Below are 25242 nucleotides of genomic sequence, written 5' to 3' on the forward strand. Positions count from 1 at the left end.
CTAGCAGCCGCGGGGCGGATCGGGTATGTTTTCCGCTTGGATCATGGAGAGGGGCGGACGATGAAGCAGAGCGCGTTTGAGGAACTGTCGTGGCGGGGCCTGGTGTACGGGAACACCGAGAGCGTGCCGGAGATGCTCTCCGGCGGCGCCGTGCGGGCCTACAACGGGTTCGACGCGACGGCCGACAGCCTGCACGTCGGGCACCTGGTGCCGCTGATGGCCCTGGCCCGGCTGCAGCGCTTCGGCCACGTCCCGATCGCGGTGGCCGGCGGGGGGACGAGCATGATCGGCGACCCGAGCGGCCGCTCCGACGAGCGCCTGCTGCTGTCGCGCGAGGCGATCGAGGCCAATATCGAGGCCATCAAGCGCCAGCTGGCCCACTTCCTCGATTTCGAGGTGAAGGGCAACCCCGCGCTGCTCGTCAACAACGCCGACTGGCTCCTGGGGCTGAACCTGGTCGACTTCCTGCGTGACGTCGGCAAGCACTTCACCGTCAATTACATGATCGCCAAGGACTCGGTCCGGATGCGGCTGGAGCGCGAGGACGGGATCTCCTTCACCGAGTTCAGCTACATGCTGCTGCAGTCGTACGATTTCCTCCACCTGCACGACCACTTCGGCTGCACCCTGCAGACCGGGGGGAGCGACCAGTGGGGCAACATCACCGCCGGCGTGGAGCTGATCCGGCGGATGCGGGGCAAGAGCGCGGGCGCGCTGGTCTACCCCCTGATCACCAAGGCGGACGGGACCAAGTTCGGCAAGACCGCTTCGGGCGCCGTATGGCTCTCGCCCGGGCGGACATCCCCCTACCGTTTCTACCAGTTCTGGCTGAATACCGACGACCGCGACGTCATCCCCTACCTGCGCTTTTTCACCTGGCTCGACCGCGGCGAGATCGGGGCGCTGGAGGATGCCGTGGGCCGCAGTCCCGAGCAGCGCGAAGCGCAGCGCCGGCTGGCGCGCGAGATGACGCGGATGGTGCACGACGAAACGGCCCTGGCAAAGGCGGAGCAGGCCTCCCAGGTGCTTTTCGGCGGCGAGGTCTCGGGGCTCACGGGAGGCGAGGTGGCCGATATCTTCGCCGAGGTGCCTTCGGGAGAAATCGCCGGGGCGCGCCTCGAGGGGGACGGGCTGGCGGTCGCCGATTTCCTGGTGGAGTGCGGGGCGCTCGCGTCGAAGGGGGAGGCGCGGCGCGCCGTGGAGGGCGGGGGGATCTACCTGAACAACCGGCGCGTGGCCGACACCGCGCGCCGGGTGGCGGCCTCCGACATGCTCGACGGGCGTTTTCTCGTGGTGCGCCACGGGCGCAGGAACTACCGGCTGGTGCGGGTGTCCTGATCCGAGGGCCCTGCAATTCCGTAGGGCCATTTATCAATAATACAATAATGTAGTTTCATCTCCCGATGGGGGGCGATCGCTCCCCGCCGCGGCGGCCGGGGTTTTCCCCGCAGGCGGGTGTGTCCCCTTTTGGCTTACATATATGTAAGTAAAACCCCAATGTAGAAACAATAATGTAGTTTCGCCCCCCTGGGGCCCGTGCCCCCTACGGGAAGATTAAGTGTAGACAAGACAATTAAATAGGGCTATCGGAGTCCACCCCCGTTTTCTGGCATGCCGCGTGCAGTATCGGATCCCGGTGCCGGCCTGCCGGCGAAGGGAGGGGCGATCCGGAAGCGGGTCTCCTGAGGCCGAATCTTACAGGACAGGGGTATTGCACATGATTCGAAATCGTCTGTTGGTGATAGGGGTGGCCGCGGGCCTGCTGCTGTTGGGAGGGCTGGCCCTGGCGCAGCCCGGCACGGCGCCGGAGCCGGGGAGCGGCATGGACGAGCGCATAGCCGCGCTCGAGGCCGAGGTGGCGCAGGCCAGGACTTCGGGCGACAACAGCTGGCTGCTGGTGAGTTCCGCGCTGGTGCTCATGATGACGGGCCCCGGCCTTGCCCTGTTCTACGGGGGGCTCGTGCGCAAGAAGAACGTGCTGGCCACCATGATGCAGAGTTTCGGGCTGATGGCCCTGGTGAGCGTGCTCTGGGCCCTGGTCGGGTTCAGCCTGGCGTTCGCGCCCGGGAACGCGTACTGGGGCGGCTTCGACCACCTGTTCCTGCAGGGGGTCGGCGGTGCGCCCGACCCCGAGTACGCGGGCACCGTCCCCTTCCAGACGTTCATGATTTTCCAGATGATGTTCGCCATCATCACGCCCGCCCTGATCACCGGCGCCTTCGCGGAACGGATGAAATTCAGCGCCATGGTCGCGTTCACGGTCCTCTGGTTTTTCATCATCTACACCCCCCTGGCGCACATGGTGTGGGGGAAGGGGGGGCTGCTGAACGCGTTCCTGGGGGGACGGATCCCGACCCTCGATTTCGCGGGAGGCACGGTGGTCCACATCTCCTCGGGCGTCAGCGCGCTGGTATGCGCCCTCTTTGTAGGGAAGCGGCTAGGGTACCCGCGGGAGCCGATGCCGCCGCACAGCGTGGTCCTGAGCGTGATCGGCGCCTGCCTGCTCTGGGTGGGATGGTTCGGGTTCAACGCGGGGAGCGCCCTTTCGAGCGGGGCCCTGTCCACCAGCGCTTTCGTGACCACCCACCTGAGCGCGGCCGCCGCCGCCCTGGCATGGGCCGCCGCGGAATGGATCCGCAACGGGAAGGCGAGCGCGCTGGGCGCCATATCGGGCTCTGTGGCCGGGCTGGTCGCCATCACCCCGGCCGCCGGGTTCGTCGGTCCGATGTCGGCCCTCCTCATCGGGCTGATCTCCGGCGTCGTCTGTTATTACATGGTCTCCCGGGTCAAGGGAGTGCTCGGCTACGACGATTCTCTGGACGCCTTCGGCATTCACGGCGCCGGCGGCACCCTCGGCGCGCTGCTGACCGGGATCTTCGCCACAAGCGCCGTCAACCCGGTCTTCAGCGACTCCGGCGGGAACCCCCTTCCGGTGGGGCTGATCGACGGAAATTTCCAGCAGTTCTTCAACCAGGGCGCGGGGGCGCTGATTGCGTGGGTGATCGCCGGCGCCGGGACCTGGCTGATCCTGAAGCTGGTCGACAAGGTGATCGGCCTGCGGGTCACCCGCGAGGAGGAGATCCTCGGCCTGGACCTGAGCCAGCACGGCGAGGAGGGTTACAACCTTTAGCCCACTCATGGACAGGCACCCTTTGAACGAATCATGGACATCCACCATTTGAACCGATAGGTGGATGTCCATGATTTTTTGAACCGATAGGTGGATGTCCATGATTCTGCTAACATGGGGGCCATGACGGGAGAATACCGACCCACCACCGGTATCGCCGAGGTGGACAGGGCGATCGGCGGCGTGATCAGCGGCGACAACCTGGTCTGGGAGATCGATTCCGGCGTCGCCGGGGATCATTTCATCTCCAATTTCGTCGAAGCCTGCGAGGAGGGGGGGGTTCCCGTCGTCTATGTCAGTTTCAACCGCTCCCCCCAGACGATCGCCTCCAAATATGCCAAATTGATGACCTCGGGGCGATTCTCGCTCATCGATTGCTTTTCTTCCGGGAAGGGCAACTCCGACGAGGTGTTTCTGAAGTTTTTTGACGATCCCGCCCGGGATGCCGTGCATGCCCCGGTTCACATCGCCGATCCTGCGGATCCCGCGCGCCTGGAACAGGCGATCGTCGAAGTCGGCACCCGCGGGGGGCAGTCGGCCAACTACATTTTCGATTCCCTCACGGGAATGCTCGATCTGTGGGGGGACGAAAACCGGGTAGTCCGCCTTTTCGGGCACCTCTGCCCGCGGCTCTACGACCTGAACACCCTCGCCTGCTGGCTCATTGAAAAGGAAGCCCATACCGAGGCGTTTCTCGCCAAGGTGCGCCACATCACCCAGGTGGTCATGGAGGTGTCGCTGCTCAACGGTCAGCGGGCGCTCACGGTCCGCAAGGCCGCCGGCCGCAACGCCGCGATCGGCATCCCCCAGCCCCTGGATTTCGACGAGAGCCGTTTCATCCAGGACGGCGAATTCCGGGGAGGGCGCCACGTCGACCGGATGACGCGGCGCGGGGAGGCGCTGCGGCGTACTTACCGCGTCGACAGTATCGTGGGCGGGAGCGCGGCGATCCGGCGGCTGTTGGGACTGGCGGCGACCGCGGCTCGTTCGCGTTCCTCGGTTCTGATTACGGGCGAGACCGGAACCGGCAAGGAGCTGATCGCCAACGTGGTCCACTACAACAGCGACCGCGCCGCCGGCCCCCTGGTCAAGGTCAACTGCGGCGCGCTTCCCGAAAGCCTCCTGGAATCGGAGCTTTTCGGACACGTGAAGGGGGCCTTTACCGGAGCCGTCAGGGATTACGAGGGGCGCTTCCGCGCGGCCGAAGGGGGGACCCTCTTCCTCGACGAGGTCAGCGAGATGAGCCCGCGGCTGCAGGTGAAGCTGCTGCGCGTGCTGCAGGAGCGGCAGCTGGAACCGGTCGGTTCCAGCCGGACCCTGGCGGTAGATGTCCGCATCGTCGCGGCCACCGGGATGGATCTGCGCGCCGAGATCAAGGCGGGGCGCTTCCGACAGGACCTGTTCTATCGACTGAACGTGATTCCCGTCCGCATTCCCCCGCTGCGCGAGCGGCGCGAGGATATCCCGCTGCTTGCGGACCACTTTCTCGAAAAGTACAACCGCGAGGCCGGCCGGCGGGTCGGCCATATACCCAGAGAGGTCCTGGCCGTCATGCTCGCCCATGCCTGGCCGGGGAATGTCCGCGAACTGGAGAACTGTATCGAGCGGGCGGTGGTCATGAGCCCGGATGACACGATATCCCTGGACCTGCTCCCCGAGGAGATCAGGGAGAGCGTGCCCCCGGGTTCCGGGGGCGAGGCGGAATCCTCCCCGGATCCCCGATCCGAATTGCGCCGGGCGGTTCTGCAGTTCCTCGCCTCCCGCAAGGATCCCGCCGGTGTGCGTGCCCTCCTGCTGGAAACGGTTGAAGAGGCTTTGCTTCGGCGCCTGGTGGAATCGAATCTCTACAGCCAGCGTGAACTGGCCCAGATGCTTGACCTCAGCCGCGTAACGCTCCGAAAAAAACTGGCTCACTACGGGATCTCCTGAAGCCACCGCTCCACAGCCCGCATCCCCCCCCAGTGATAAAACTCATTTTTTTAACAACTTAATCCGATTGGGCCGCCGAAGCATCGGTGGAAATTAATTGTCCTGATTGGGACATAATCTATACCAAATCTCTCCCGGGTCGGCTCGAATGATATTGAAGGGCGTTATCATAAAATATGTATGTGTTGACTTGTAACGGATAAAAAAATTAACAACGGGATTCCTGTTTCTGGCACGCCCATTGCAATGCAATTTGCGGTGTATGTTCACCCTGGCGAAAGGAAACTGCAATGACGGATAAGCTTGCCTATCGAGGGCTTTGCGAGACCTGCGAGCATGACGCCACGTGCATGCTGCACAGAAGCTCTCGGCTGGAAATCATTCAGTGCGAGGAGTTTTCCACCCGCCCGGCCGCAAGCCGCCCCCGTTCCCCCCTTGAGACCGGCGCGATCGAAGACCCGATGGACGCCTTCCGGATGGGGCTGTGCGCCAACTGTCTGAATGTGGCCGGCTGCGGATTTCCGAATGCGTGCAAAGGAGTCCTGCAGTGTGAGGAATACATCCTGGATGAGGCCGGAGCGGTCCCGCAGGCGAAGGCGGAAAATTCCAGGTCGGCGGCCTAGGTTCTGGATGGAGGAGGGGCGGTTGTCAACCACCCGGGAAACCGATCGAATTGCATTGTTTGTGTGCGCCAATTGCGCGCGTCCCGGCAGGAAACCCACATCGGCTGAACGGGCTCGGCCGGTGATCCCGGGTTTCAACCTGCCGGGACGCGTGGATCGGGTGGTCCTCCCCTGCGCCGGGAGGCTCCAGCCCGAGCATGTCCTGAAGGCGTTCGAAGCCGGGTGCCGCGTCGTCAGCGTGGTGGCCTGCGAAGAACAGAACTGCCATCACGCCGAGGGAAGCCGCCGCTGCAGCCTGCGTGTGCAGTACGTCCGGTCGCTGCTGGAGGAAATCGGGTTGGGGGAGGGGCGGCTGGTCCTGGCGCATCTCCCCGGGTCGGCCCTGGAGGACCTGAAGGTGTCCGCAGGGAGGCCGGCGGCGGGGATATCCCCGGACGGCCCGGCCGCCCGCCTCGAGGGGATCCGGAAGGCAATCCTCGAGGCGCTCGGCGACTCCCCCCCGAATCCGCTCGCCGAGCCGGAGCCCGGCAGCGGGGCCGGCGCCGCGCGGGCGGAATCGCTCCCCCCCGGCGGGGGGGTGCGGCATGAATAGGTTCGGCAGGGCGCTCCTTTCGGGCCGGACGCTGGTGACGGCCGAGTGCCTCCCTCCCCGGGGAGCCGACGCGGACGTCATGAGGGAGCTTTCCGCCTCGCTCCCCCGGGAACTGGACGGGATCGTGGTGCCGGACAATCCCGACCGGGTGCGCGCATCGGCCCTTTCCTGCGGCGCCCTGCTGGCCAGGGAAAGGGGGAGGAGCGTCATCATGGCGATGACGTCGCGCGACCGGAACCGCATCGGGCTGGTAAGCGACGCGCTCGGCGCCGCCGCCCTGGATATCGAGGCCATCCTGTGCCTGGGAGGGCGGCACCAGTCCTCGGGAATCGCGCCCGAGGCCGCTGCGGCCCGCGACCTCGACTCGATCCAGCTGACGCAGGCCCTGAAGAAAATGGCCCTCTACGGTTCCAGCATGAACGGCCGGAAACTGGAGCCCGAAATCAAGCTGCAGATCGGGGCGACGGCGAACCCCTACCTGCGCCCCCTGGACCTGAACCTGCTTCGGGTCAGGATGAAGGTCCACATCGGCGCGGACTTCCTCTTTACCCACGCCGTCTTCGACCTGGACGGCTTCGGGCAATGGCTGGACGCCGTGCGCTCCCTGGGCCTGGACAAGCGCACCGCCATCATCGCGAGCGTGCTGCCGCTCGGAAGCGTGGAGCGGGCGCGCGAGCTCGACCGGAGCGGGATCTACGGCCCGGTCGGGGAAGGGGTGATCGCAAGGCTCGCCCGTTCGGCCGACCCCGTCAGGGAAGGAATCCTCATCGCCGCCGAGGTGGCGAAGAAACTGAAGGAACTCCCCGGCATCCGGGGGATCCACATCCTCTCGGGGGGAGCGGAGTCCCGGGCGGCCGAGGTCATGCGGCAGGCTGGGCTCCCGATGGTCCCGAGCCCCGCGAACTGAAGAGAGCCGGAATGCCCGATCGCTACCACATCCATACTGTTCCGACCCCGGGAAGGTTTTACCGGACCGGCAAGTTCGGCGGCATCGACTGGCGCGAGGACTGCTCGCGTTGCGCCAACTGCGTCAAGCTCCGCTGCTGCTTCGACGTGTACGCCCACGAGGGGGTCCATAACCGGGATCCGCTGGCGCCCATCGGGACCCTGAACGAATGCAAGGCGTGTTTCTCCTGCGTCCAGGGGTGTACGAAAGGGCTGCTCAGCCTCTCGGTCAACCCGGAATTCCTGGAGATGGGAGACGATTACTGGACGCCCGATATCCTCCTCTCCACCTGGAACCAGGCCGATTCCGGCAAGATCCCGGTTTCCGGAGCGGGATATCGCGGGCGGTTTCACGGTCCCGGGTTCGATTCCATCTGGACCGACATGTCCGAAATCGTCCGCCCGACGCGCGACGGCATCCACGGCCGGGAGTATATCTCGACCTCGGTAGACATCGGCCCGAAGCCGATGCGCCTCTGCTTCTCCCCCGAGGGCAGGCTGCTTTCGCCGCCCGCCGAGCTGCTGGAGCTGCAGCTCCCCGCCGTCCTGGACCTCGATCCCCGGATCGATTCGAATTCGCGTCTGGCGCGCGCGCGCGCCATGGCCGCCAGGGATCTCAGGACCGTCGCGATGGTCGCCGCCGCGGAAGCGGCGGGACTGAGTCCCGATCTCCGGCCCTTCGTGGTCCCCGTCTTCCGTGGCGGGGACGCGCCGGAGCTCGGGGCGATCGAAGCCGTGGACAGGATGGCGGAACTCGTCGACGGGCCGGGCCTCATAGCCCTGGCCGAGGCGGTCCGCGCGGCGACGCCCGGGGCGATTCTCTCGATCCGCCTCCGGCTGGCTCCCGGAACCGGCGATCGGGTCATGGCCCTTTTCCGCGCGGGGTTCCGGGTATTCCATCTCTCGGCGGACCTGCACGGGCGCATGCAGGGGGAGGACGGTTCCGCCGGTCCGCATATCAAGGACGCGCTCCGCGTCATCCATGGGGACCTGGTCGGCGCGGGGGTGCGCGACGAGGTCACCCTGATCGTTTCCGGGGGGATCGCGCTGGCCGAACATATGGCCAAATCGATCCTGTGCGGCGCGGATCTCGTGGGCGTGGATACGGCGCTCTCCGTTGCCCTCGGCTGCCGGGTCTGCCGCGGAAACGGTCCGCTCCAGGGGGAGGCGGGGGGGGACGGTGCCGCTTCGTCCTGCAGCCGGTGCCCGGCGGGGATCGACGGGGCGGATGCCGCCTACGCCGCCCGGCGGATGGTCAACCTGATGGGCGCCTGGCACAGCCAGCTGATCGAGGTGCTGGGGGCCATGGGGATCCGGGAGGTGCGCCGCCTGCGGGGGGAGATGGGGCGCGCCATCTTCATGGAGGAGATTGAAAAGGAGGCCTTCGGCGACCTGCTGCGCGTCACCGGAGGGCAGGGCGTCGCATGACCGAAGGGTCCTGCGTCGGTTGGATGCCCCCGGTCCCGGGCGGTTCGCGGGGCCTTCGGCATCATCGGGCATCCTTACAGGGCGGATGGCTTTGCCGGAATCGACATCAGATGCCTCGCCGGCTCGAGCTATTTCCCGGACCGTTCAGGGTCAGCTCCTTCCTGAACCGGCGGGGGAAAATAGCCGGGCGCGAGCCGGCGAGCCGCTGCTGGCGGGCGGCAGGCCAAATGCCCTGTAAGGATCCGGGGGCCCCGGCATCCCGCGCGTGCGGATCGTCGGGGCCCTTCAAGAGTAATGTTTAGCACAGGTGAGGGTATGACGACAACCATTGCCGAAGCCAGGATACCCCGCGAGCCGTATCCCGCGGAATCTCCCGCCGGTTATCCCCGGGAGAAGGTCTCCCGCGAGGTGCGTCCCGCCCCCGAGCGCTACCGCAACGCCATCGGCAAATACCGGATCACGCGCTCGGCGGGCTGCGACTCCTGCGGGCTGTGCGTGGAAGCCTGTGCCCGCGGGGTTCACATCAAGCCGGAGGCGTATGCCCTGGTCTGGCGGCCGGAGGACCACCGCTGCATCGGGCCCTCCTGTGCGGAGAGCGGGGATTCGTGCATCAGCCGCTGCCCGAGGCAGGCGCTGTCGCTTCGGCTGAACCCTGACGTGGAGTGCCTCGGAGATCCGCGCTGGACCGCCGACCTGATCCTTTCCACCTGGCACCAGGCGGAAACCGGCCACCGCCCCCCGGCCCACCTCGAGTACCGCCACGGCGACTCGGGCGGGGGATTCGACCGGATCCGCTTCCGCTTCGAGGTGCCGGGGGCCGCCCCGGGCGGATCCCTCCGTGCGGCCGAAGGGAACTCCGACGGCGCGGCGCCGGCGGGCCGCCGGATCGATCTCGGCCTGGACCTGAACCGCCGCGGCGACGGCCGCCCGCAGGTCCACGTCGACATCCCCGTCTACGGCGGGGGGATGAGCTTCGGATCGGTGAGCATCCACACGATCCTGGCCAAGGCGCGCGCGGCCGCGGCCTGGAACAGCTTCAGCTGCACCGGCGAGGGGGGGTACCCGGACCGCCTCCACCCCTACGACGACCACATGATCACCCAGGTGGCGACGGGTCTTTTCGGCGTGCGCGAGGAGACCATCCAGAGGGTGCGCATAGTGGAGTTCAAGTACGCCCAGGGGGCCAAGCCGGGGCTGGGAGGCCACCTCCTCGGGGACAAGAACACCCCGGCCGTGGCCCGCATGCGCGGTGCGGTCCCCGGAAACGCCCTGTTCAGCCCGTTTCCGTTTCACAGTGTCTACAGCGTGGAGGACCACAAGAAGCACCTGGACTGGATCAAGGAGATGAATCCCTGCTGCCTGGTCAGCGTCAAGGTGTCCACCCCCACCGACGTGGACATGGTGGCGGTGGGGAGCTACTATGCCGGGGCCCACATCATCCATCTCGACGGCAGCTACGGCGGGACCGGCGCCGCGCCCGACATCGCCAAGAAGAACATCGCCATGCCGATCGAGTACGCGATCCCCAAGGTCCACAGGTTCCTCGTCGATGAGGGGATCCGGGAGAAGGTGACCCTCATCGCCTCCGGCGGTATCCGCACGGCCCACGACTGCCTGAAGGCCATCGCCCTGGGGGCCGACGGGGTGGTGATCGGAACCGCCGAAATGGTGGCCCTCGGCTGTGTCCGCTGCGCCTGCTGCGAAAGCGGGCGCGGGTGCCCGCGCGGGATCGCCCCCACCGACCCGGAACTCGTCGGGCTGGTGGATCCCGACTGGGCGACGCAGAGGCTCGTCAACCTCCAGAACGCATGGCACGAAGAGATGCTGGCCGTCCTGGGACGGCTGGGCATGGCCTCGATCCGCGACCTGCGCGGACGGAGCGACCTCCTCTGCCTTCTCTCGGATTGACGGCGCGGCCGGTCCGCGCCGGGAAAACGGATTATGGGAAGGAAACGTCAGTGAAAGATACAGCCCGACAGCTGCTGGCCACACGGTCGAGGATCTACCGCGGCCCCGGGTCCCCCCGTCCGGTCAAATCGGCCGAAGAGGGGGGATGCGGTGTGACCGGTTTCGCCTGCACCGAGCCGCTGGCGGGACGCTTCATCTACGAGCCTTCAGCCCAGATGCAGAACCGGGGGAACGGCAAGGGAGGGGGAATCGCCGCCGTCGGCCTGACCCCCGAACAGATGGGGGTCCCGCGTGCGGTGCTGGACGAAGCCTACCTGCTGCAGCTCGCGCTCATCGATCCCGGCTGCCACGCGGACCTCGAACGGCGCTTCGTCCTGCCGAATTTCGACGTCCTCCTCTCCGTCCGGCAGCCGCACCTGGACGATTACCGCGACGTCCCGGGACTGGAGGTGCGCCCGCCGGACGTGCACCGCTACGTCGTGCGCCCGAAACCCCTCCTGCTCGCGGAGTTCGCGCGGCAGAACGGCCTGGAAGCGCTGGCACCGCGCGACCTCGAGGACGAGTTCGTCTGGCGCAACTCCTACCGCATCAACGATGAATACTATGCCTCGCTCGGGGAGAAGCGCGCCTTCGTGCTGTCGCACGGCAGGGACCTGCTGGTTTTCAAGCTGGTCGGATACGCCGAGCAGAATGTCGAGTATTACCGGCTCCGGGATTTCAAGGCCCACGCGTGGATCGCACACCAGCGCTATCCCACGAAAGGGCGGGTATGGCACCCCGGCGGCGCGCACCCGTTCGTGGGGGTCAACGAGGCCCTGGTCCACAACGGCGACTTCGCCAATTACTGGTCCGTCAGCGAATACCTGCGCCAGCGCAACATCCGCCAGCAGTTTCTGACCGACACCGAAGTATCGGCGCAGCTCTTCGATCTCTGGGACCGCGTCTACAAGTACCCGCTGGAATACATCATCGAGGCCCTGGCGCCCACCTCGGAGCTCGACTTCGACGAGCTGCCGCCCGAGAAGCAGGCCATCTACCGGCAGATCCAGGCGGCGCACATCCATGCATCGCCCGACGGCCCCTGGTTTTTCATCATCGCCCGCAGCCAGCCGGATCGGAAGAGGGTCCAGCTGCTCGGCATCACCGACACCGCGATGCTCCGGCCTCAGGTGTTCGCCCTCTCGGACAACGATGACGTCCAGATCGGCCTGATCTGCTCGGAGAAGCAGGCGATCGACGCCACACTGCGGAGCCTTGCCCGGGAGGACGCGCGCTTCTGCCCGGTGGCGGACAGGTACTGGAACGCGCGGGGCGGGTCGAGCACCGACGGCGGCGCCTTCATCTTCTCGGTCGATTCGGACGGCGACGGGGGGCGGCGGCTCACCTGCGCCGACAAATTCGGCCGGCCGGTCGAACTCCGCACCGGCCGGGTGCGGTGTGACCTCCTTACCCCGGAAGAGGACTCCCGGCCCGCCCCCGAAGCCCTGCGGGAACTGGTGTCCCGGTACCTGCAGAAGGGGGACGTCGAGGCGCTCTGGTCCCACGTCCTGGACCTCCCCACCTGGTCGCCCGGGGACCTCAAGCGCTTCTGCGGCCTCGTCGTCGAAGGGGCGGATACGGCCAAGGCGCGCATGACGGCCGTCCGGCTCCTCACCCTCCTGCGGGACCGGCGGTTCGACACGGGTGACAAGCGCCGCGCCGGCGTGATCCAGGTCGCGGACCGGTCGCTGGAGGCGCTGTTCGATTCCGCCCCCCTTTTCGGCCGTCCGGCCAGCCGCTACTGGCGCCGCGTCGACCGGGCGACGCGCCACCTCCTTGCCCCCCCGAGGGCGGGGGAGGAGGTCCTGGTCGTCGACAGTGAAGGTTTCCCCCCCGAGGGGGACGATTGCGACGCCCTCCTGCTGCGCGAGGCCTACCAGGCCGGCTGGAGGCGCTTTGTCGTCTACCGCCTGCGCGGCCAGCGCTTTCACGGCGCCGGTTTCGGGCCGGGCACGGACGGGGTGAGGATCGACCTGTACGGGTCCTCCGGCGACTACACCTCGAGCGGGATGGACGGGATGGAGATCCATATTCACGGCAACGCCCAGGACCAGGTGGCGCAGATCGCCAAGGGGGGGCGGCTGGTGATCCACGGCGACGTGGGGCAGACCTTCATGTACGGCGCCAAGGGGGGGGAGGTGTTCGTGCTCGGCAACGCCGCCGGGAGGCCCCTGATCAACGCCGTGGGGAGCCCCCGCGTGGTCATCAACGGGACCTGCCTCGATTTCCTGGCCGAGTCTTTCATGGCGGGGGACCCCCTCACCGGCGGGGGCTTCGTCGTTCTCAACGGCATGGAGTTCGACGCCCGCGCGCGTCTCGTCCCGCAAAGGACCCCTTATCCCGGGGGCAACCTCTTTTCGCTCGCCAGCGGCGGCGCCATCTACATCCGGGACCCCGGACGCCGGATCATCGAACGGCAGCTCAACGGGGGGGGGATCGCACCGATCGACGACCGCGACTGGAGTCTGATCCTGCCCTTCCTGGAGGAAAACGAGGCGCTTTTCGGAGTTCGCGTGCGGGACCTGCTGACGGTGGACGGCCGGGAGCGGGCCCCGCGGGACGTGTACCGCAAGGTCAGCGCCGTGCGGCTTTCGGTCCTGGCCGGATCGAAAGCCAGGTGAACGGGCCCGGCATGCGTACGGAGGAATCGATGATGGGGAGCGGTCGCGCGCGGCCCGGGGGCGTGGGGGCGGTGCTGGTCTGGGGCTCGGGCGGCGCCGGGATCCAGGCGGCGCTCGACCTGGCCGAAAGCGGTTTCCGGACGGTTCTGGTCGAAGCGGGCGCCGCCATCGGCGGCCGCGCGGCCCGGTCCGACGACACGCTGTCGGGGGGCGATTGCGCCATGTGCCTTCTTTCCCCCAGGCTGGCGGAATGCGCCCGGAACCGGAACATCGAGATCCTCACCCTCGCCGACGTCCTGGAGGTTTCGGGGGAGCCGGGGCGCTTCCGGGTCAGGATCCGCCGGAACCCCCGCTGCGTGGACTCGGAGAAATGCGACGGTTGCGGCAACTGCGCCGCCGTCTGCCCCGTGACCCTTCCCGCGGCGCCGGGGGAGGAGGCGCTCAAGGCGATTTGGCGCCCGTGGCCTCAGGCGATCCCCAACGTCTTTTCGATCTCCCGGGTCGAGGGTGCCGCCCCCTGCAGGGCCGCCTGCCCGGCGGGGGTCAATGTCCCGGGATTCCTCTCGCTCTTCGGGGCCGGAAGGCTCGAGGCGGCGCACGCGCTGCTGCTCGACCGGTGCCCCTTTCCGGGCACGAGCGGCCGCATCTGTCGGCGCCCCTGTGAAAAAGCATGCCGCCGCGGCGGGGGGGACGGCGCGGTGACCGTCGGCGACCTGGAGCGATCGGTGGCCGACGCCGTGGCCTCCGCGGAGAGGGCACCGTCGCCGGCGGCGCCTTCGCCGGTGGGGGAAGGGGCGGCCGGGACCCGGGCGCGGGTGGCCGTCATCGGGGGCGGGCCGGCGGGCCTGGTCGCCGCCCGGGACCTTGCGCTCGCCGGCTACCGGGTGACCCTGTTCGAGGCGCAGCCCCTTCTGGGCGGGATGCTGCGTTACGGGGTCCCCCCGTTCCGGTTGCCGCGGGAGGTTCTCGACCGGGAAATCGGCGCCCTCCTCCCGCCGGGGCTCGAGGTGCGTCCCTCCACCCGGATCGACAAACCCGCCGGGCTGCTGGCCGCGCGGGGCGGGGCCTTCGGCGCCGTCTTCCTGGCCTGCGGCGCCTGGGGCGGGCGCAGGATGGGTATTCCGGGCGAGGGGGCGGAGGGGGTGTGGCAGGCGGTGGACTACCTGCGGGCTTCGAATTCGGGATCCCCGGCCGCCATCGGTCCCGGCGTGCTGGTGATCGGCGCTTCCGACCTGGCCCTGGACGCGGCCCGCACCGCCCTGCGGGCGCCGGGGGTGCGGACCGTCACCCTGGCGTGCCTGCACGGGCGGGGGGAGGTTCCGGTCGACGGCGGGAGGCTTGCGCTGGCGGCAGGGGAAGGGGTGAGGGTGGAGTACGGGCTCGGCCCGACGCGGGTGAACACCCTTGAGGGAAGGGTGGTCTCGGTCTCCTTCCGGGCCTGCACCAGCGTCTTCGACGAGCATGGGAGTTACGACCCGCTTTACGACGACGCCGCGACGCGCACCCTCGGCGCCGATACCGTCATCCTGGCTTCCGGGCGCGGGGTGGAGGCCGCGGGATACGCTCTCGAGCGGCGTCCCGGGGGGCGCCTGCTGGCGGACCCGGTGACGGGCGCCACCCCTGTCCAGGGGATCTTCGCCGGGGGGGACGCGGTCCTGGGACCCGCTTCGCTGCCGGAAGCGATCGCCCAGGGGAGGCGCGCGGCCGAGAGCATGGACGCCTGGCTGAGGCGGAACGCCCCGATCCGGGAGGCCGACGCCGTGGGGCTTGCCGGAGCGGGCCAGCGGCATCCCCTTCCGATGGCGCCGGGCCCCGCGCCGGCCGGCCCGCGGGCCGGGAGCCGGGAGGCGGAGGAGGCGCGCCGTTGTTTGAACTGCGGATCCTGCAGCGAATGCGGGCTTTGCATCGCCGCCTGTTCGGCGGGGGCGATCGACCTTTTCCAGGCGCCGTCCGAATCGGAAATCGAGGTGGGGGGTGTGATCGTCGCCCCTGAAGAAACCGAAGCGCCGGCGTGGAAGGAACTGGCCGCGCGGATCGGCCTGGACCCCGACATCCCCGGACTCCCGGCCGAACCCGTGCGGACCCGGCTGCCGGGAGTCTACGCGGCCGTCGGCCGGGGGAGGGAGATCGCCGCGGCCGTCACCCGGGGCTCCGCGGCCGCCGCCTGCGCCATGGAGCAGCTGGCTTCCGTGCGGGGCACCCTGGCCCGGCCGCGCTCCTACCCATGGGAGCGGGACGTGACCGACGAGGAGGCGCGCATCGGGGTCTTTGTCTGCCGGTGCGGGCACCAGGTCGCCCGGGCGGTCGATGTGGCCGAAGTGTGCCGGTCCGTTTCCGCCCTCGAGGGGGTGCGGTGCGTCGAGGCGCTCGAATATTCCTGTTCCGACTCCGGCCTGCGGAGGATCAAGCGCAGGATCGGCGAGCACCGCCTGAACCGGGTGGTGGTGGCTTCCTGCTCCTCCCGGACCTACGAGGCCCTGTTCCAGGAGGTTCTCCGCGAGAGCGGGCTGAACCGGTGCCTCCTGGCGACGGCCAACATCCGGGAAGAATGCGCCTGGGTCCACGGGGGGGATGGCGGAGCCACCCGGAAGGCGGTCGACCTGGTGACGATGGCGGCGGCCCGGGCCCGGCATCTGCACCCCCTGCCGCCGGTGGGACTTCCGGTGACGGCCTCCGCCCTGGTGCTCGGGGGAGGGCGCTCCGGGATGACGGCGGCCCTGAGCCTCGCGGACCAGGGATTCGGCGTCCACCTCGTGGAGCGGTCGGGCGCCCTGGGAGGGGGGGCGCGACGCCCCGGCCCGGGAGAGGGGGCCGCCGGCGACCGGGTGAGCGGGCTGGTCGACCGGGTGACGGCGCACCCCGGGATCACCCTCCACCTCGACTCGGAGCTCGCGGCGATAGCGGGGCAGGCGGGGGATTTCACCTGCCGCCTGACCGTTTCCGGCTGGGGGAGGGTGACGCTCGCGGCCGGGGCGGTGATCGTGGCCACGGGTCCGGGGGGGGAGAACGGGGCCCTTGCCGCGAAGCTCCGCGTGGCGCTCGGGGAAGACGGCGGTTTCCGGCCGGCGCACCCGGTGCTGCGGCCGGTGGACCTGGTCAACGAGGGACAGTTTTTCTGCACCGCGCCGCACCCGTCCCCGGTCCGGGAGAGGGTGCTCCGGGCGCGGGCCGCGGCGTCGCGCGCGGCCACGATCCTGTCGAAGCCGCAGCTGGAAATCGCCGGGCATGCGGCCTCGGTGAATCCCGTCTTCTGCGTCGCCTGCGGCACGTGTGTCCAGCTCTGCCCCTACGGCGCACCCGTTATCGGCGAAGGGCGCAAGGCCGCCGTCCAGGGGGTCAAATGCGCCGGGTGCGGCAGTTGCGTGGCCTGCTGCCCCCGGCGCGCCATCACCCTGCGGCGGGAGGAGAGCGGGACGGTGACGGCGATGCTCGACCAGTTGCTGGCCGCGGGAGGGGGGTATTGATGCCGCCGGACCGGCTGGAGCGTCGAGACGGAGAAACCCGGACGGTGCAGCCGCCAGGCTGGGAGCCGGAGATCCTCGCCTTCTGCTGCAGTTACTGCGCCTCGGCCGCGGCCGCGGAGGCGGGAGCCGTCCGGCTGCGGTACCCGGCGGGCACCCGCATCCTGTCCACCCCCTGTACCGGCGCGATCGAAATGGAGCATCTGCTCGAGGCTTTCGAGAAGGGGGCCGACGGGGTCCTGGTCATCGGGTGTCCCGAGGGGGGGTGCCATTTCGTGGAAGGAAACCGGCGGGCGCTCAGGCGGCTGGAAAGGGTCCGGGAGCTGCTGGACGAGATCGGCCTGGGCGGCGGGCGGCTGCGGAGGGCCCAACTCTCCGATTCCATGGCCTCGGCGTTCGCGGGGCAGATGCGGGAGATCACCGAAACAGTCCGGGCGATGGGGCCGAATCCCCTGAAGCCCGCAAGAAAAGAAAGCGCAGGGAGATCATGATCGTCGCTTCACCCAAATCGATAACGGAGCTCAAAACCATCCTCGCCGGCCACCGGAAGGTCCTCTTCGTGGGATGCGGCACCTGCGTGACGGTGTGCCTGGCCGGGGGGGAACGGGAGGTCGGCATCCTCGCCTACGCGATGCGCATGGCGCGCCGCCTCGACAAGAACCCGGTCGAGATCTCCCAGGTCACCATCGAGCGCCAGTGCGACAACGAGTTCCTGAAGGACCTGGCCGAACCGGCATCCGGGGTGGAGGCCATCGTCTCCTTCGGTTGCGGCGCCGGGGTCCAGGCCATCGCGGAGCGGTTTCCGGACAAGCCGGTCTACGCCGGGCTCGACACCCAGTTCCTCGGGATCCTGGAGGGTCAGGCGGTCTGGACCGAGAAGTGCCTCGGGTGCGGCAGCTGCATGCTGGCGCATTTCGGCGGCATCTGCCCCATCACCCGGTGCGCCAAGCGGCTGCTCAACGGCCCCTGCGGCGGTTCGCTCGAGGACCGCTGCGAGGTCGACCCGGAAAAGCCGTGCGCCTGGCAGCTGATTTATAAAAGGCTCAAGGCCATCGGCCAGCTCGACCGCCTCGAGGAGATCGTTCCCCCCAAGGACTGGAGCACCGCCTGGTACGGCGGCGCGCGCAGGGTCGTGCGCCGCGACCACCAGGTCTAGCTGATCCGCGGTCTTCCACGGAACACGAGGATCGCGAGCCAGAACAGCCACGCGATAAGGCCGGCGTTGCGGGCGATGAGGACCATGGTGGCGGCGGGGGTGAGGCCGTTGCGCATGAAAAGGCCGGAGTACCCGTAGGGAAAGACGAGCGACGTGAGCGCACCGAGCAGGAGGAGGGCGCCGGCGAGCTGGAGCGCGAGGCGGCGGTTCCGACGGCGCGCGCGGCCGGGTTCGAGCAGGCCGCCGGCGATCAGCAGCGCGGCCATCGGGCCGCCGAGCCAGAGAAGATACTGGGGAGAGAGTGTCTTGTTCGTCGCGATCAGGGTCGTGACGGCGAGCAGCGCGGCGAGCTGACCCGGGAAAGGGGAGGCTTGCCGCCGGTGGAACCAGTGCCCGTATGCCAGGGCGACGAGGATGAACCCGGCGATCATCGATGCGTCCGCCGCCGCCAGGGCTTCCCGGCGGCCGGAACCGTAGATCTCAAAGGAGTTGAACTCCGATAGCCGCACAATGAAGCGCCCGGGCTCGAGCCATCGTCCGAGCATGAGGGGCGTCGCCCAGATCGATTCGATCTGCAGGCCGCGGTCCGACTGCCATGCGAGCGGTGACAGGAGCCGGTCCCATCCGGCATACAGCCACGAAAGAACCGCAAGCACAATACCGGCGGAGAGGAACTCCGCGGTGATGCCGATACGGCGCCGGCGGAGTCCGGCGGGCGTCAGCCCGCCGGTGTCGGCCAGCAGCGCCGGCCAGAGGATTGCCGGGACGAGCTTGCTGGCTGCGCCCGCGGCCAGAGTCGACCCGGCACCCGCCGGAAAACGCTGGAGAGCCAGGAGCAGGCCCGCTCCCGACAGCACGGCGGGGATCAGGTCGAAGCGGAACCAGACGACGGGTCCAAGGAGCCAGAGAAAGAGGATCCAGAACCCCGATGCCCGCCTCCCGTCCCGCCCGCCGAGGCGATGGAGTCCCCAGGTGAACAGCCCGTCGAGGAGGAGCATCGTTCCGGCGAAGGCCGCGAGGAAGCCGATCCGGTGCCCGCCCAATGCGGAGTGCAGCAAACCGAAAAACCAGAGCATCGGAGCCGGGTACTCGGGCATCAAGCCGCCCGGGCCGGTGACGGCGATCCGTGTCATGCTTTCCCAGTAATAAGAGACGTCGCCGTGGATATCCAGTCCGAGCAGCCGCCACTGCAACAGGCTCACGGTCCGCGTGAGAGCCCATGCGACCAGCAGTGGCCTGCCGCCGCCCCAGCGCGGTTTCGCTTCCGGTGCTGTTGCCGCGCTCGGTTCGGATATTTCCGTCGCCGGGGTCTCCACTGCCCTCCGCCTCCTCTGTCGCCGCTCCCCTGGATTCCGGTCTGTGATGATACACCAGGGCGAAACCGATCCGGACCGGTTTCGGGGCGGGTGGCTCCGTGCGCCGGCCCGGGCGATATGCTATGGTACGCGGGACGGAGAGAGGCGGTCGTCCTCTTAGGCCGGTATCGGAAAGGGATCGGTTTCGTGACGCAGGAGCCCGATGTCAGGAAAGTTTCGAAAAAGAAGGATGGGGTTTCGGCCGCTGTCGCGAGGCTCCGGGGCCGTTTCGGCCGAATCGCCGGCCGGGTCACGCGCCTGGCGGTTTTCTCCGCCGCCCTGCTGATGATGGCCGTGACCCTGGCCGACACGATGGTCACGGCGATGAGTTACGGGGAGGCGGGATTTCCCGACAGTTACATCCTTCATGACGCCCGGAGGTATGCCGCGACCGGGGTCCTCTACAAGGATCTGTCCGAGCCTCCCTATAACGCGACCCTCTACGGTCCCCCGCTCTACTGGTTGCTGGCCAGAACCGTGGATTGGGGTGAAAATCCCTTTACGGGACCGCGGATCGCCCTTTTTGCGGGCTGGAGCGCCTGCATCGCGCTCGTGGGTTATCTCACATCCCTCTGGGTCCGGGTTCGGCATGCCGGTCTGCTGGGGATGATGCTGGCCGCCGGAATTCCGGCCGTGGCCCCCTGGATCCTCCAGCTTCGGCCCGATTTCTTCGGGACCCTTTTCGGCCTGCTGGCCATTGTCCTCCTTCATCGCGGGGGTCGGGCGGGGATTCTCCTGGCCGGCTGTTGCGCCGGGGTGACGGTGACCTTCAAGGTGACGATGGTCGCGGCCCTCGCCGCAGGCGCGCTCTGGCTCCTGCTGCGCCGCGACTTCCGGGGTCTGGCGCATTTTGCCTGTGGGGCAATTCTCGCCCTCGGGGCTGTTTTGGGCGGATTCCTGATGTCTGAACCGCGGATGCCCGGGCAGATGGCGGCCCTTCGGCAGATCATCCCTGAATTCAGGGGGGCCCTGGGAGCCCTGCAGACGGCCTCCGCCCAGCCGGTTGCCCTGCTCGGACTCGCGGCGTTTCCCTTTGTCCTCAGGAAGGGGTCGGGCCGCCGCGCCCTCCTGCCGCTTTATGCGGGCCTTTCCTGGGCCGCCGCCGCCGTGACCGTCGTCCAGGCGGGAGGCAATGTGAACTATTTCATCGAGGGGCTATGGGCCATGGTGCCGTTGGCCACGACGGCGGTCCTGCTGTCGTTGAGAGTCCTGCGCCGTTTTCCAGTCGTCGACCTGGGGCTTGGCCTGGCGATCGCGGTGTTTTTCCTGGGGGGGGCGGCTCGGAGCGCCGGTCGGATTCCGGGAAGGCTGGCCGAAATCAGCGATTACAACCGGGAACTGCGGTGCATGCAAAGCCTGGTGAAGGGCGCGTCGGTCATGACCACGATTCCGCGGCTCGCCCTGATGACGCCGGAGCCGGCGATCACCGAGCCGTACATGGTTTCCTATCAGCTGAAAAACGATGGCCGCCGCTATTCACGTCTGCGTGCACGTTTGCGTCAGGGAGAATTCGACCTGGTGGTTACGGACATCGCCGACAGGGAATACCGGGGGATCCCCTTTCTGGCGGCGCCGATCCGGGCGGCCATGGCGGAGGGGGGCTATGCCGCGTTCTGTGGGAACAGTTTTGCTCTGGTGTACATGAGAAACGGGGATCCGGAAGGCGGCGGGATGGCTCAGAGCCTGACGGCTTCCGGCTGCAGGCCGATGCGGAGTGCCGGAGAGGGCGCGGAATTATGGCCCGGCAGGTCCGGGAGCGGTGTAGAATCAGGGTGGCAAATCGCGCGGATCCGGAGCGAGGATCCGCCTGCGGGGGAGTGACGATGCACGAAGCGGGAAAACCAGCCATCCTCATCACGAAGGCTTCGGGGGAGCAGGAGCCGTTCCGGATCGAAAAGCTCAAGGAATCGCTGCGCCGGTCGGGCGCGGGGCGCGACATCATCGAGCAGGTGGCCGGGGACATCGAGGCCTGGCTCGTCGAAGGGGTGTCCACCCGGAAGATCTACGCCCGCGCCTTCTCCCTGCTGCGAAAAAAGAAGAAGCAGGTGGCCTCGCGCTACAAGCTGAAGCAGGCGATCATGGAGATGGGACCCACGGGCTATCCCTTCGAGCGCCTGGTCGGGAAGGTGATCGAGCGGCAGGGGTACGCGGTGGAGGTGGGACAGATCGTCCAGGGGCGCTGCGTGAGCCACGAGGTGGACGTGGTGGCCGTGCGCGATCATCACCGGCTCTTCGTGGAATGCAAGTACGGCCTGAGCGCGGAGAAGACGGTGAACGTCCAGGTGCCGCTCTACGTCCGTTCGCGGGTGAACGACATCATCGACCGGCTGAAGGAATCGGGGGAGCATTCCGGGACCACCTTCGGCGGGGGGGTGGCCACCAACACCCGGTTCACGAGCGACGCCATCGACTACGGGACCTGCAGCGGCCTTTTCATGCTGAGCTGGGACTACCCGGCGGGCGACGGGCTGAAGGACATCATCGACCGCGAAAGGCTCTACCCGATCACGGTGCTGCACAGCCTGACGAAACAGCAGAAGCAGGACCTGCTCGGGCGCGGGATCGTCGTCTGCCGGCAGATCCTCGAGGACCGGGGGGTCCTCTCCCCTTTCAGACTCGCCAAGAACAGGTACCAGGCGCTGATGAGGGAACTGGACGACATCCTGAATTGAACGACGGGCGGTGATGTTTTGCAGGCGGGAACAGGGAACGCGCTCGAGGACAGTTTCGAAAGGCAACGGGAGCGTTGCGAGGTGTGCGCCGTCCATCTCCGCGTGGCGGGAGTCGTCATCCGCCTCGAGTGCGCCCGGGAAGGCCCCGCCGGGGTCCTGCTCCCCTCCCTGCAGGAGAACCGGATCCCCGTGCCGTCCGGGGAGGCCGACTTCGCGGTCGCCGTCTGGGAGGACGCGGGATTCTTTGCCCACTCGCCGGTGATCGGCGCCCTTCGGCGGCACCGCGACCGCGTCTCGGTTTCCCATCAGGGGAACCGGCATCTCTTCTACAATCCCGAGGGGGAGATCTTCTGCTTCGTCGATACGGACCTCGGGCGCGCCTGGTATTGCGTCGCCGACAGGTCCACCCTCCCCGATTACGAGGTCTGCACCCCGATGCGGTTCCTGATGCACTGGATCCTCGCGGCGCGGGGCCTGATCTTCACGCACGCCGCGGGCGTGGGCCGAAACGGCAGGGGCGTGCTCCTGGTCGGGCGCAGCGGGTCGGGAAAATCCACCACGGCCCTCGCCTGCCATCTGAACGGGCTGGAGTTCCTGGGTGACGATTACGTGGCGGTCGCGCCTGACTCCCCCGCGCGCGCGTTTCATGTCTACCGCGGCGCCAAGCTCACCGACGACACTCTCCCGCGTTTCCCGGAACTCGCCCGCCGCCTCCACCCGGCCAACAGGACGCAGAACAAGAACGTGGTCATAGTCTCGGGATCGGACGGGCCCATCGTCCGCTCGCTCCCCGTCGCGGCTGTTCTCCGCCCCCGGATCGCGGGCCCCGGGCGGACGACGATTTCCCCGGCGGCGCCCTCGGCCCTCCTCATGGAGATGGCGACGAGCACGGTGCTGCAGGCCCAGGGGGGCGGCCAGCACATCCTGTCGGGCCTCGCCGCCCTTTGTCGCGGCGTGCCCTGCTACGATCTCGCGCTCGGCGGGGATTTCGGGGAGATTTCCCGCAGTATCGGCCTGTTCATCGACTCGGCGGGAGCGAGGGGCTGATGGGTATTCCGGCGTCCTATCGCTTTGGTGCGCACCACTCCCTGAAGGCGGGGCACCTCCGGATGCTGAAGGCGATCGTGTGCCTCGGGGAGGAGGGGGGGCGTGCGCTTTCGGAATGGGAGGAGGGGGTCGAGTTCGACGAGATCGACTACCTGGCGCAGACCCTGGCCCCGGCGCTGTACATGGCGGCCGGGGAGGCCGGGTACGAGGGCCCCCTGCGCCCCCGGCTCAAGAGCCTATACACCTTTTTTTTCACCAAGACCTCGCTCCTGCTCTCGGCCATCGCCCCCGTGCTCGAAGACCTCCACCGGCAGGGGATCGACGCCGTCCTGATGAAGGGTGCGGGGGTCAGCGCCGCCCTCCGCCTGCCGCCGGGCCGGAGGCCGATGCACGACGTGGACCTGCTGGTCGCGGACACGGAGGCGGGCCGGGCGCTGGGCATCCTGTCGGCGCGCGGGTTCCATCCCGTCTGGAAGACGGAGGCGCAGCGCCTCTACCGGAGCCCCCACAGTTACGATTGCGAGAACGGGCGGCGTCACCGGATCGACCTGCATATCGCCGCCCTCTACGAGCACATCGGCCCCGGTTTCGACGACGGCCTGCGCGCCCGCGCAGTGACGGGGAGTTTCCTGGGCGCCGCCGTCCGGGTCCCCTGCCCCGAGGACCAGCTGCTCCTCGCCTTGGTCAACGGGGTCCGCGCGCCCCTGGTCTTCGACGAGACCTATCCGGACGGCCTGCTCTGGATCCTGGACGCCGCGAGCCTGATCCGCGGCGCCACGATCGACTGGGGGCTGTTTGCCGCCACCGCGGAGTCCAGGGGCGTTTCCTACAACGCCCGCTACGCGCTGCGCTACCTGCAGTCGGTCGATGGGGGACTGGTTCCCGCGGGCGTCATGGAGGGGCTGCGGGAAAACCTGGACTACGGGTCCTTTTACGTGGAGCGCGCGCTGAGGGTCCACACGAGGTACCACCGCAGGAAACGGGCGATCGAGCGGCGCATCGCCTCGGGCGGCCCCCGGGACTTCAGTCCGAGGCGCATCTGGGACCGCCACCGGATCGAAAGGCTCGACGAGTCCTTCGCCAGCTCCCTATTATCTTTTCCAGGGCATCTCAAGCTGGCCTGGGGGCTCGGGCATGTCTGGCAGCTGCCCGGCCACGCCCTGCGCCTGTTGCTGAAGAAAAAGGAGACACGGAAATGTACGAGGTCAACGAACCGCGCATCATCCACGAAGTGATCGAGGGGAACGCCGTCATCATCGACGGAGAGAAGGGGCTGTATTACGCCCTGAATCCGGTGGGCACATGCCTCTTTTCCGCCTTCGCCGGGGGGGCGTCCCCCGACGCCGTTCTGGAGGCGCTCTCCCGCGAGGTCGAGGAGCGTGGTTGGGATGCGGGGGAGGAGGTTGCGCGTTTCCTGGCCGAGATGGTTCGCCGGGAGATCCTGCGACCGGGGGGAGGCGGGAACGGGGTATACGATCCCGCCCTTCTGTCCGGGGTCGCGGGAGAAGCTCCCACGCTTACCTGCTTCGAAGACCTGCAGGAGCTGCTGCTGATAGATCCGATCCACCAGGTTGACATTTCGGAAGGGTGGCCGGTTGAACGCAACGATTAGCGTGATTATCCCGGCCCGGAACGCCGGGCGGACGATCAGGGAAACCCTGGCAAGCGTGGGCCGTCAGACGCGGAAGCCAAACGAGGTGATCCTGGTAGATGACGGCTCGACAGACGACACGGTCGAGGCCGCGGTCGGGGCCCTTCCGGAGATCCGGGTCCTCGGGCAGCCCCCGTCCGGTGTTTCCCGGGCCCGTAACAGGGGAGCGGAGGTCGCGAGCGGCGTCTTCGTGGCCTTCCTGGACGCGGACGACCTGTGGGAACCCACCAAGCTGGAGAAACAGCTTGAGCAGGCCTCGGTGGCCGACGCCCCGCATGTCATCCTCTGCAAGATGCGGAATTTTCTCAGCCCCGAACTGGTTGGGGGACAGGGTGGGAGCGGCGGGGACGGGGAAATCCGGACCGGTTACCACGCCGGGTGCGTTTTCCTGGCCCGGACCGATTTCCTGGAGACCGGGGGATTCCGCGAGGACCGCGAGTTTTACGAAACCGTGGAATGGTTCGAACGGGCGCGCAAACGGGGATACCGGGAAAAGGTTGTGGACGAAGTGCTCATGCTGCGGAGGATCCATGCGCGCAACACCATGGTCCTCCGTCGCGACGAGGCCCGCGCGGCCTGCCTGCGCATGATCTCGGAGCGGTTGAAGGGGGACAGGCACCGGTGTCCCTAAGTGGATGAGGAATTGGTGGACAGGCATCGGTGTCCCCTTGGGGACACCGGTGCC

19 protein-coding genes are annotated in these 25242 nt (G+C 68.1%); 18 read left to right on the forward strand and 1 reads right to left on the reverse strand.

What is annotated here, in order from left to right:
• Nucleotides 1-60 precede the first annotated feature (60 nt).
• The 12 genes from GXY47_01550 (at nucleotide 61) to GXY47_01605 (ending at nucleotide 17832) form a co-directional block, all read left to right on the forward strand.
• Nucleotides 61-1338 carry a tyrosine--tRNA ligase gene (locus tag GXY47_01550; protein NLV29813.1) on the forward strand — a complete coding sequence of 426 codons (1278 nt, stop codon included), beginning with the start codon at nucleotides 61-63 and terminating at the stop codon, nucleotides 1336-1338.
• Nucleotides 1339-1717: 379 nt separating this feature from the next.
• Entirely contained in the window at nucleotides 1718-3130 is a 1413-nt protein-coding gene (locus GXY47_01555) for an ammonium transporter (GenBank protein NLV29814.1), read from the forward strand.
• Nucleotides 3131-3697: 567 nt separating this feature from the next.
• A complete protein-coding gene (locus tag GXY47_01560) occupies nucleotides 3698-5059 on the forward strand; it encodes a sigma-54-dependent Fis family transcriptional regulator (GenBank protein NLV29815.1) in 1362 nt (453 codons plus the stop codon).
• Between the two features lie 290 nt (nucleotides 5060-5349).
• The gene (locus GXY47_01565) at nucleotides 5350-5682 is read left to right on the forward strand and encodes a hypothetical protein (protein ID NLV29816.1); all 333 of its coding nucleotides are present in this window, start codon (nucleotides 5350-5352) and stop codon (nucleotides 5680-5682) included.
• A gap of 22 nt (nucleotides 5683-5704) precedes the next feature.
• Nucleotides 5705-6274 carry a hydrogenase iron-sulfur subunit gene (locus tag GXY47_01570; protein ID NLV29817.1) on the forward strand — a complete coding sequence of 190 codons (570 nt, stop codon included), beginning with the start codon at nucleotides 5705-5707 and terminating at the stop codon, nucleotides 6272-6274.
• A complete protein-coding gene (locus GXY47_01575; GenBank protein ID NLV29818.1) occupies nucleotides 6267-7181 on the forward strand; it encodes a methylenetetrahydrofolate reductase in 915 nt (304 codons plus the stop codon). Before GXY47_01570 ends, GXY47_01575 begins: the two co-directional genes overlap by 8 nt.
• Nucleotides 7182-7192: 11 nt before the next feature.
• Nucleotides 7193-8647, forward strand: coding sequence for a hypothetical protein (locus GXY47_01580; GenBank protein NLV29819.1), 1455 nt, complete (start codon nucleotides 7193-7195; stop codon nucleotides 8645-8647).
• A 315-nt stretch (nucleotides 8648-8962) separates the two neighbouring features.
• Nucleotides 8963-10555, forward strand: a complete 1593-nt coding sequence (locus GXY47_01585; protein ID NLV29820.1) for an FMN-binding glutamate synthase family protein — start codon at nucleotides 8963-8965, stop codon at nucleotides 10553-10555.
• 50 nt (nucleotides 10556-10605) lie between these two features.
• Nucleotides 10606-13215 carry a glutamate synthase gene (locus GXY47_01590; GenBank protein NLV29821.1) on the forward strand — a complete coding sequence of 870 codons (2610 nt, stop codon included), beginning with the start codon at nucleotides 10606-10608 and terminating at the stop codon, nucleotides 13213-13215.
• A gap of 29 nt (nucleotides 13216-13244) precedes the next feature.
• A complete protein-coding gene (locus GXY47_01595; protein NLV29822.1) occupies nucleotides 13245-16679 on the forward strand; it encodes an FAD-dependent oxidoreductase in 3435 nt (1144 codons plus the stop codon).
• A complete protein-coding gene (locus GXY47_01600) occupies nucleotides 16679-17167 on the forward strand; it encodes a hydrogenase iron-sulfur subunit (protein ID NLV29823.1) in 489 nt (162 codons plus the stop codon). Before GXY47_01595 ends, GXY47_01600 begins: the two co-directional genes overlap by 1 nt.
• On the forward strand, nucleotides 17164-17832 hold the full coding sequence (locus GXY47_01605) for a hypothetical protein (protein ID NLV29824.1): 669 nt from the start codon (nucleotides 17164-17166) through the stop codon (nucleotides 17830-17832). Before GXY47_01600 ends, GXY47_01605 begins: the two co-directional genes overlap by 4 nt.
• On the opposite strand, the gene GXY47_01610 is transcribed toward GXY47_01605, so the two are convergent.
• Entirely contained in the window at nucleotides 17829-19148 is a 1320-nt protein-coding gene (locus tag GXY47_01610; GenBank protein NLV29825.1) for a hypothetical protein, read from the reverse strand. The genes GXY47_01605 and GXY47_01610 overlap by 4 nt on opposite strands.
• Before the next feature lie 186 nt (nucleotides 19149-19334).
• On the opposite strand from GXY47_01610, the gene GXY47_01615 reads away from it, so the two are divergent.
• The 6 genes from GXY47_01615 to GXY47_01640 are packed head-to-tail and all read left to right on the forward strand — an operon-like array spanning nucleotide 19335 to nucleotide 25188.
• Complete coding sequence (locus tag GXY47_01615) at nucleotides 19335-21008, forward strand: hypothetical protein (GenBank protein NLV29826.1); 1674 nt, start codon at nucleotides 19335-19337, stop codon at nucleotides 21006-21008.
• A 2-nt stretch (nucleotides 21009-21010) separates the two neighbouring features.
• The gene (locus tag GXY47_01620) at nucleotides 21011-21859 is read left to right on the forward strand and encodes an ATP-binding protein (GenBank protein ID NLV29827.1); all 849 of its coding nucleotides are present in this window, start codon (nucleotides 21011-21013) and stop codon (nucleotides 21857-21859) included.
• A gap of 18 nt (nucleotides 21860-21877) precedes the next feature.
• Entirely contained in the window at nucleotides 21878-22906 is a 1029-nt protein-coding gene (locus GXY47_01625; GenBank protein ID NLV29828.1) for a hypothetical protein, read from the forward strand.
• Nucleotides 22906-24141 carry a nucleotidyltransferase family protein gene (locus tag GXY47_01630; protein ID NLV29829.1) on the forward strand — a complete coding sequence of 412 codons (1236 nt, stop codon included), beginning with the start codon at nucleotides 22906-22908 and terminating at the stop codon, nucleotides 24139-24141. The genes GXY47_01625 and GXY47_01630 overlap by 1 nt, the downstream gene beginning before the upstream one ends.
• Nucleotides 24102-24518 carry a PqqD family protein gene (locus tag GXY47_01635; protein ID NLV29830.1) on the forward strand — a complete coding sequence of 139 codons (417 nt, stop codon included), beginning with the start codon at nucleotides 24102-24104 and terminating at the stop codon, nucleotides 24516-24518. Before GXY47_01630 ends, GXY47_01635 begins: the two co-directional genes overlap by 40 nt.
• Nucleotides 24502-25188 carry a glycosyltransferase family 2 protein gene (locus tag GXY47_01640; protein NLV29831.1) on the forward strand — a complete coding sequence of 229 codons (687 nt, stop codon included), beginning with the start codon at nucleotides 24502-24504 and terminating at the stop codon, nucleotides 25186-25188. Before GXY47_01635 ends, GXY47_01640 begins: the two co-directional genes overlap by 17 nt.
• The last annotated feature ends 54 nt before the right edge of the window (nucleotides 25189-25242 follow it).

The organism is Acidobacteriota bacterium, from assembly GCA_012729555.1.
Taxonomy (GTDB): Bacteria; Acidobacteriota; UBA6911; order UBA6911; family UBA6911; genus UBA6911.

What these genes read in the sequence shown, in the direction of transcription:
- GXY47_01565 (NLV29816.1), top strand. Translation starts at nt 5,350, where the DNA reads ATGACGGATAAGCTTGCCTATCGAGGGCTTTGCGAGACCTGCGAGCAT.
- GXY47_01585 (NLV29820.1), top strand. Translation starts at nt 8,963, where the DNA reads ATGACGACAACCATTGCCGAAGCCAGGATACCCCGCGAGCCGTATCCC.
- GXY47_01580 (NLV29819.1), top strand. Translation starts at nt 7,193, where the DNA reads ATGCCCGATCGCTACCACATCCATACTGTTCCGACCCCGGGAAGGTTT.
- GXY47_01630 (NLV29829.1), top strand. Translation starts at nt 22,906, where the DNA reads ATGGGTATTCCGGCGTCCTATCGCTTTGGTGCGCACCACTCCCTGAAG.
- GXY47_01550 (NLV29813.1), top strand. Translation starts at nt 61, where the DNA reads ATGAAGCAGAGCGCGTTTGAGGAACTGTCGTGGCGGGGCCTGGTGTAC.
- GXY47_01600 (NLV29823.1), top strand. Translation starts at nt 16,679, where the DNA reads ATGCCGCCGGACCGGCTGGAGCGTCGAGACGGAGAAACCCGGACGGTG.
- GXY47_01575 (NLV29818.1), top strand. Translation starts at nt 6,267, where the DNA reads ATGAATAGGTTCGGCAGGGCGCTCCTTTCGGGCCGGACGCTGGTGACG.
- GXY47_01560 (NLV29815.1), top strand. Translation starts at nt 3,698, where the DNA reads ATGCTCGATCTGTGGGGGGACGAAAACCGGGTAGTCCGCCTTTTCGGG.
- GXY47_01605 (NLV29824.1), top strand. Translation starts at nt 17,164, where the DNA reads ATGATCGTCGCTTCACCCAAATCGATAACGGAGCTCAAAACCATCCTC.
- GXY47_01620 (NLV29827.1), top strand. Translation starts at nt 21,011, where the DNA reads ATGCACGAAGCGGGAAAACCAGCCATCCTCATCACGAAGGCTTCGGGG.
- GXY47_01635 (NLV29830.1), top strand. Translation starts at nt 24,102, where the DNA reads ATGTACGAGGTCAACGAACCGCGCATCATCCACGAAGTGATCGAGGGG.
- GXY47_01555 (NLV29814.1), top strand. Translation starts at nt 1,718, where the DNA reads ATGATTCGAAATCGTCTGTTGGTGATAGGGGTGGCCGCGGGCCTGCTG.
- GXY47_01595 (NLV29822.1), top strand. Translation starts at nt 13,245, where the DNA reads ATGATGGGGAGCGGTCGCGCGCGGCCCGGGGGCGTGGGGGCGGTGCTG.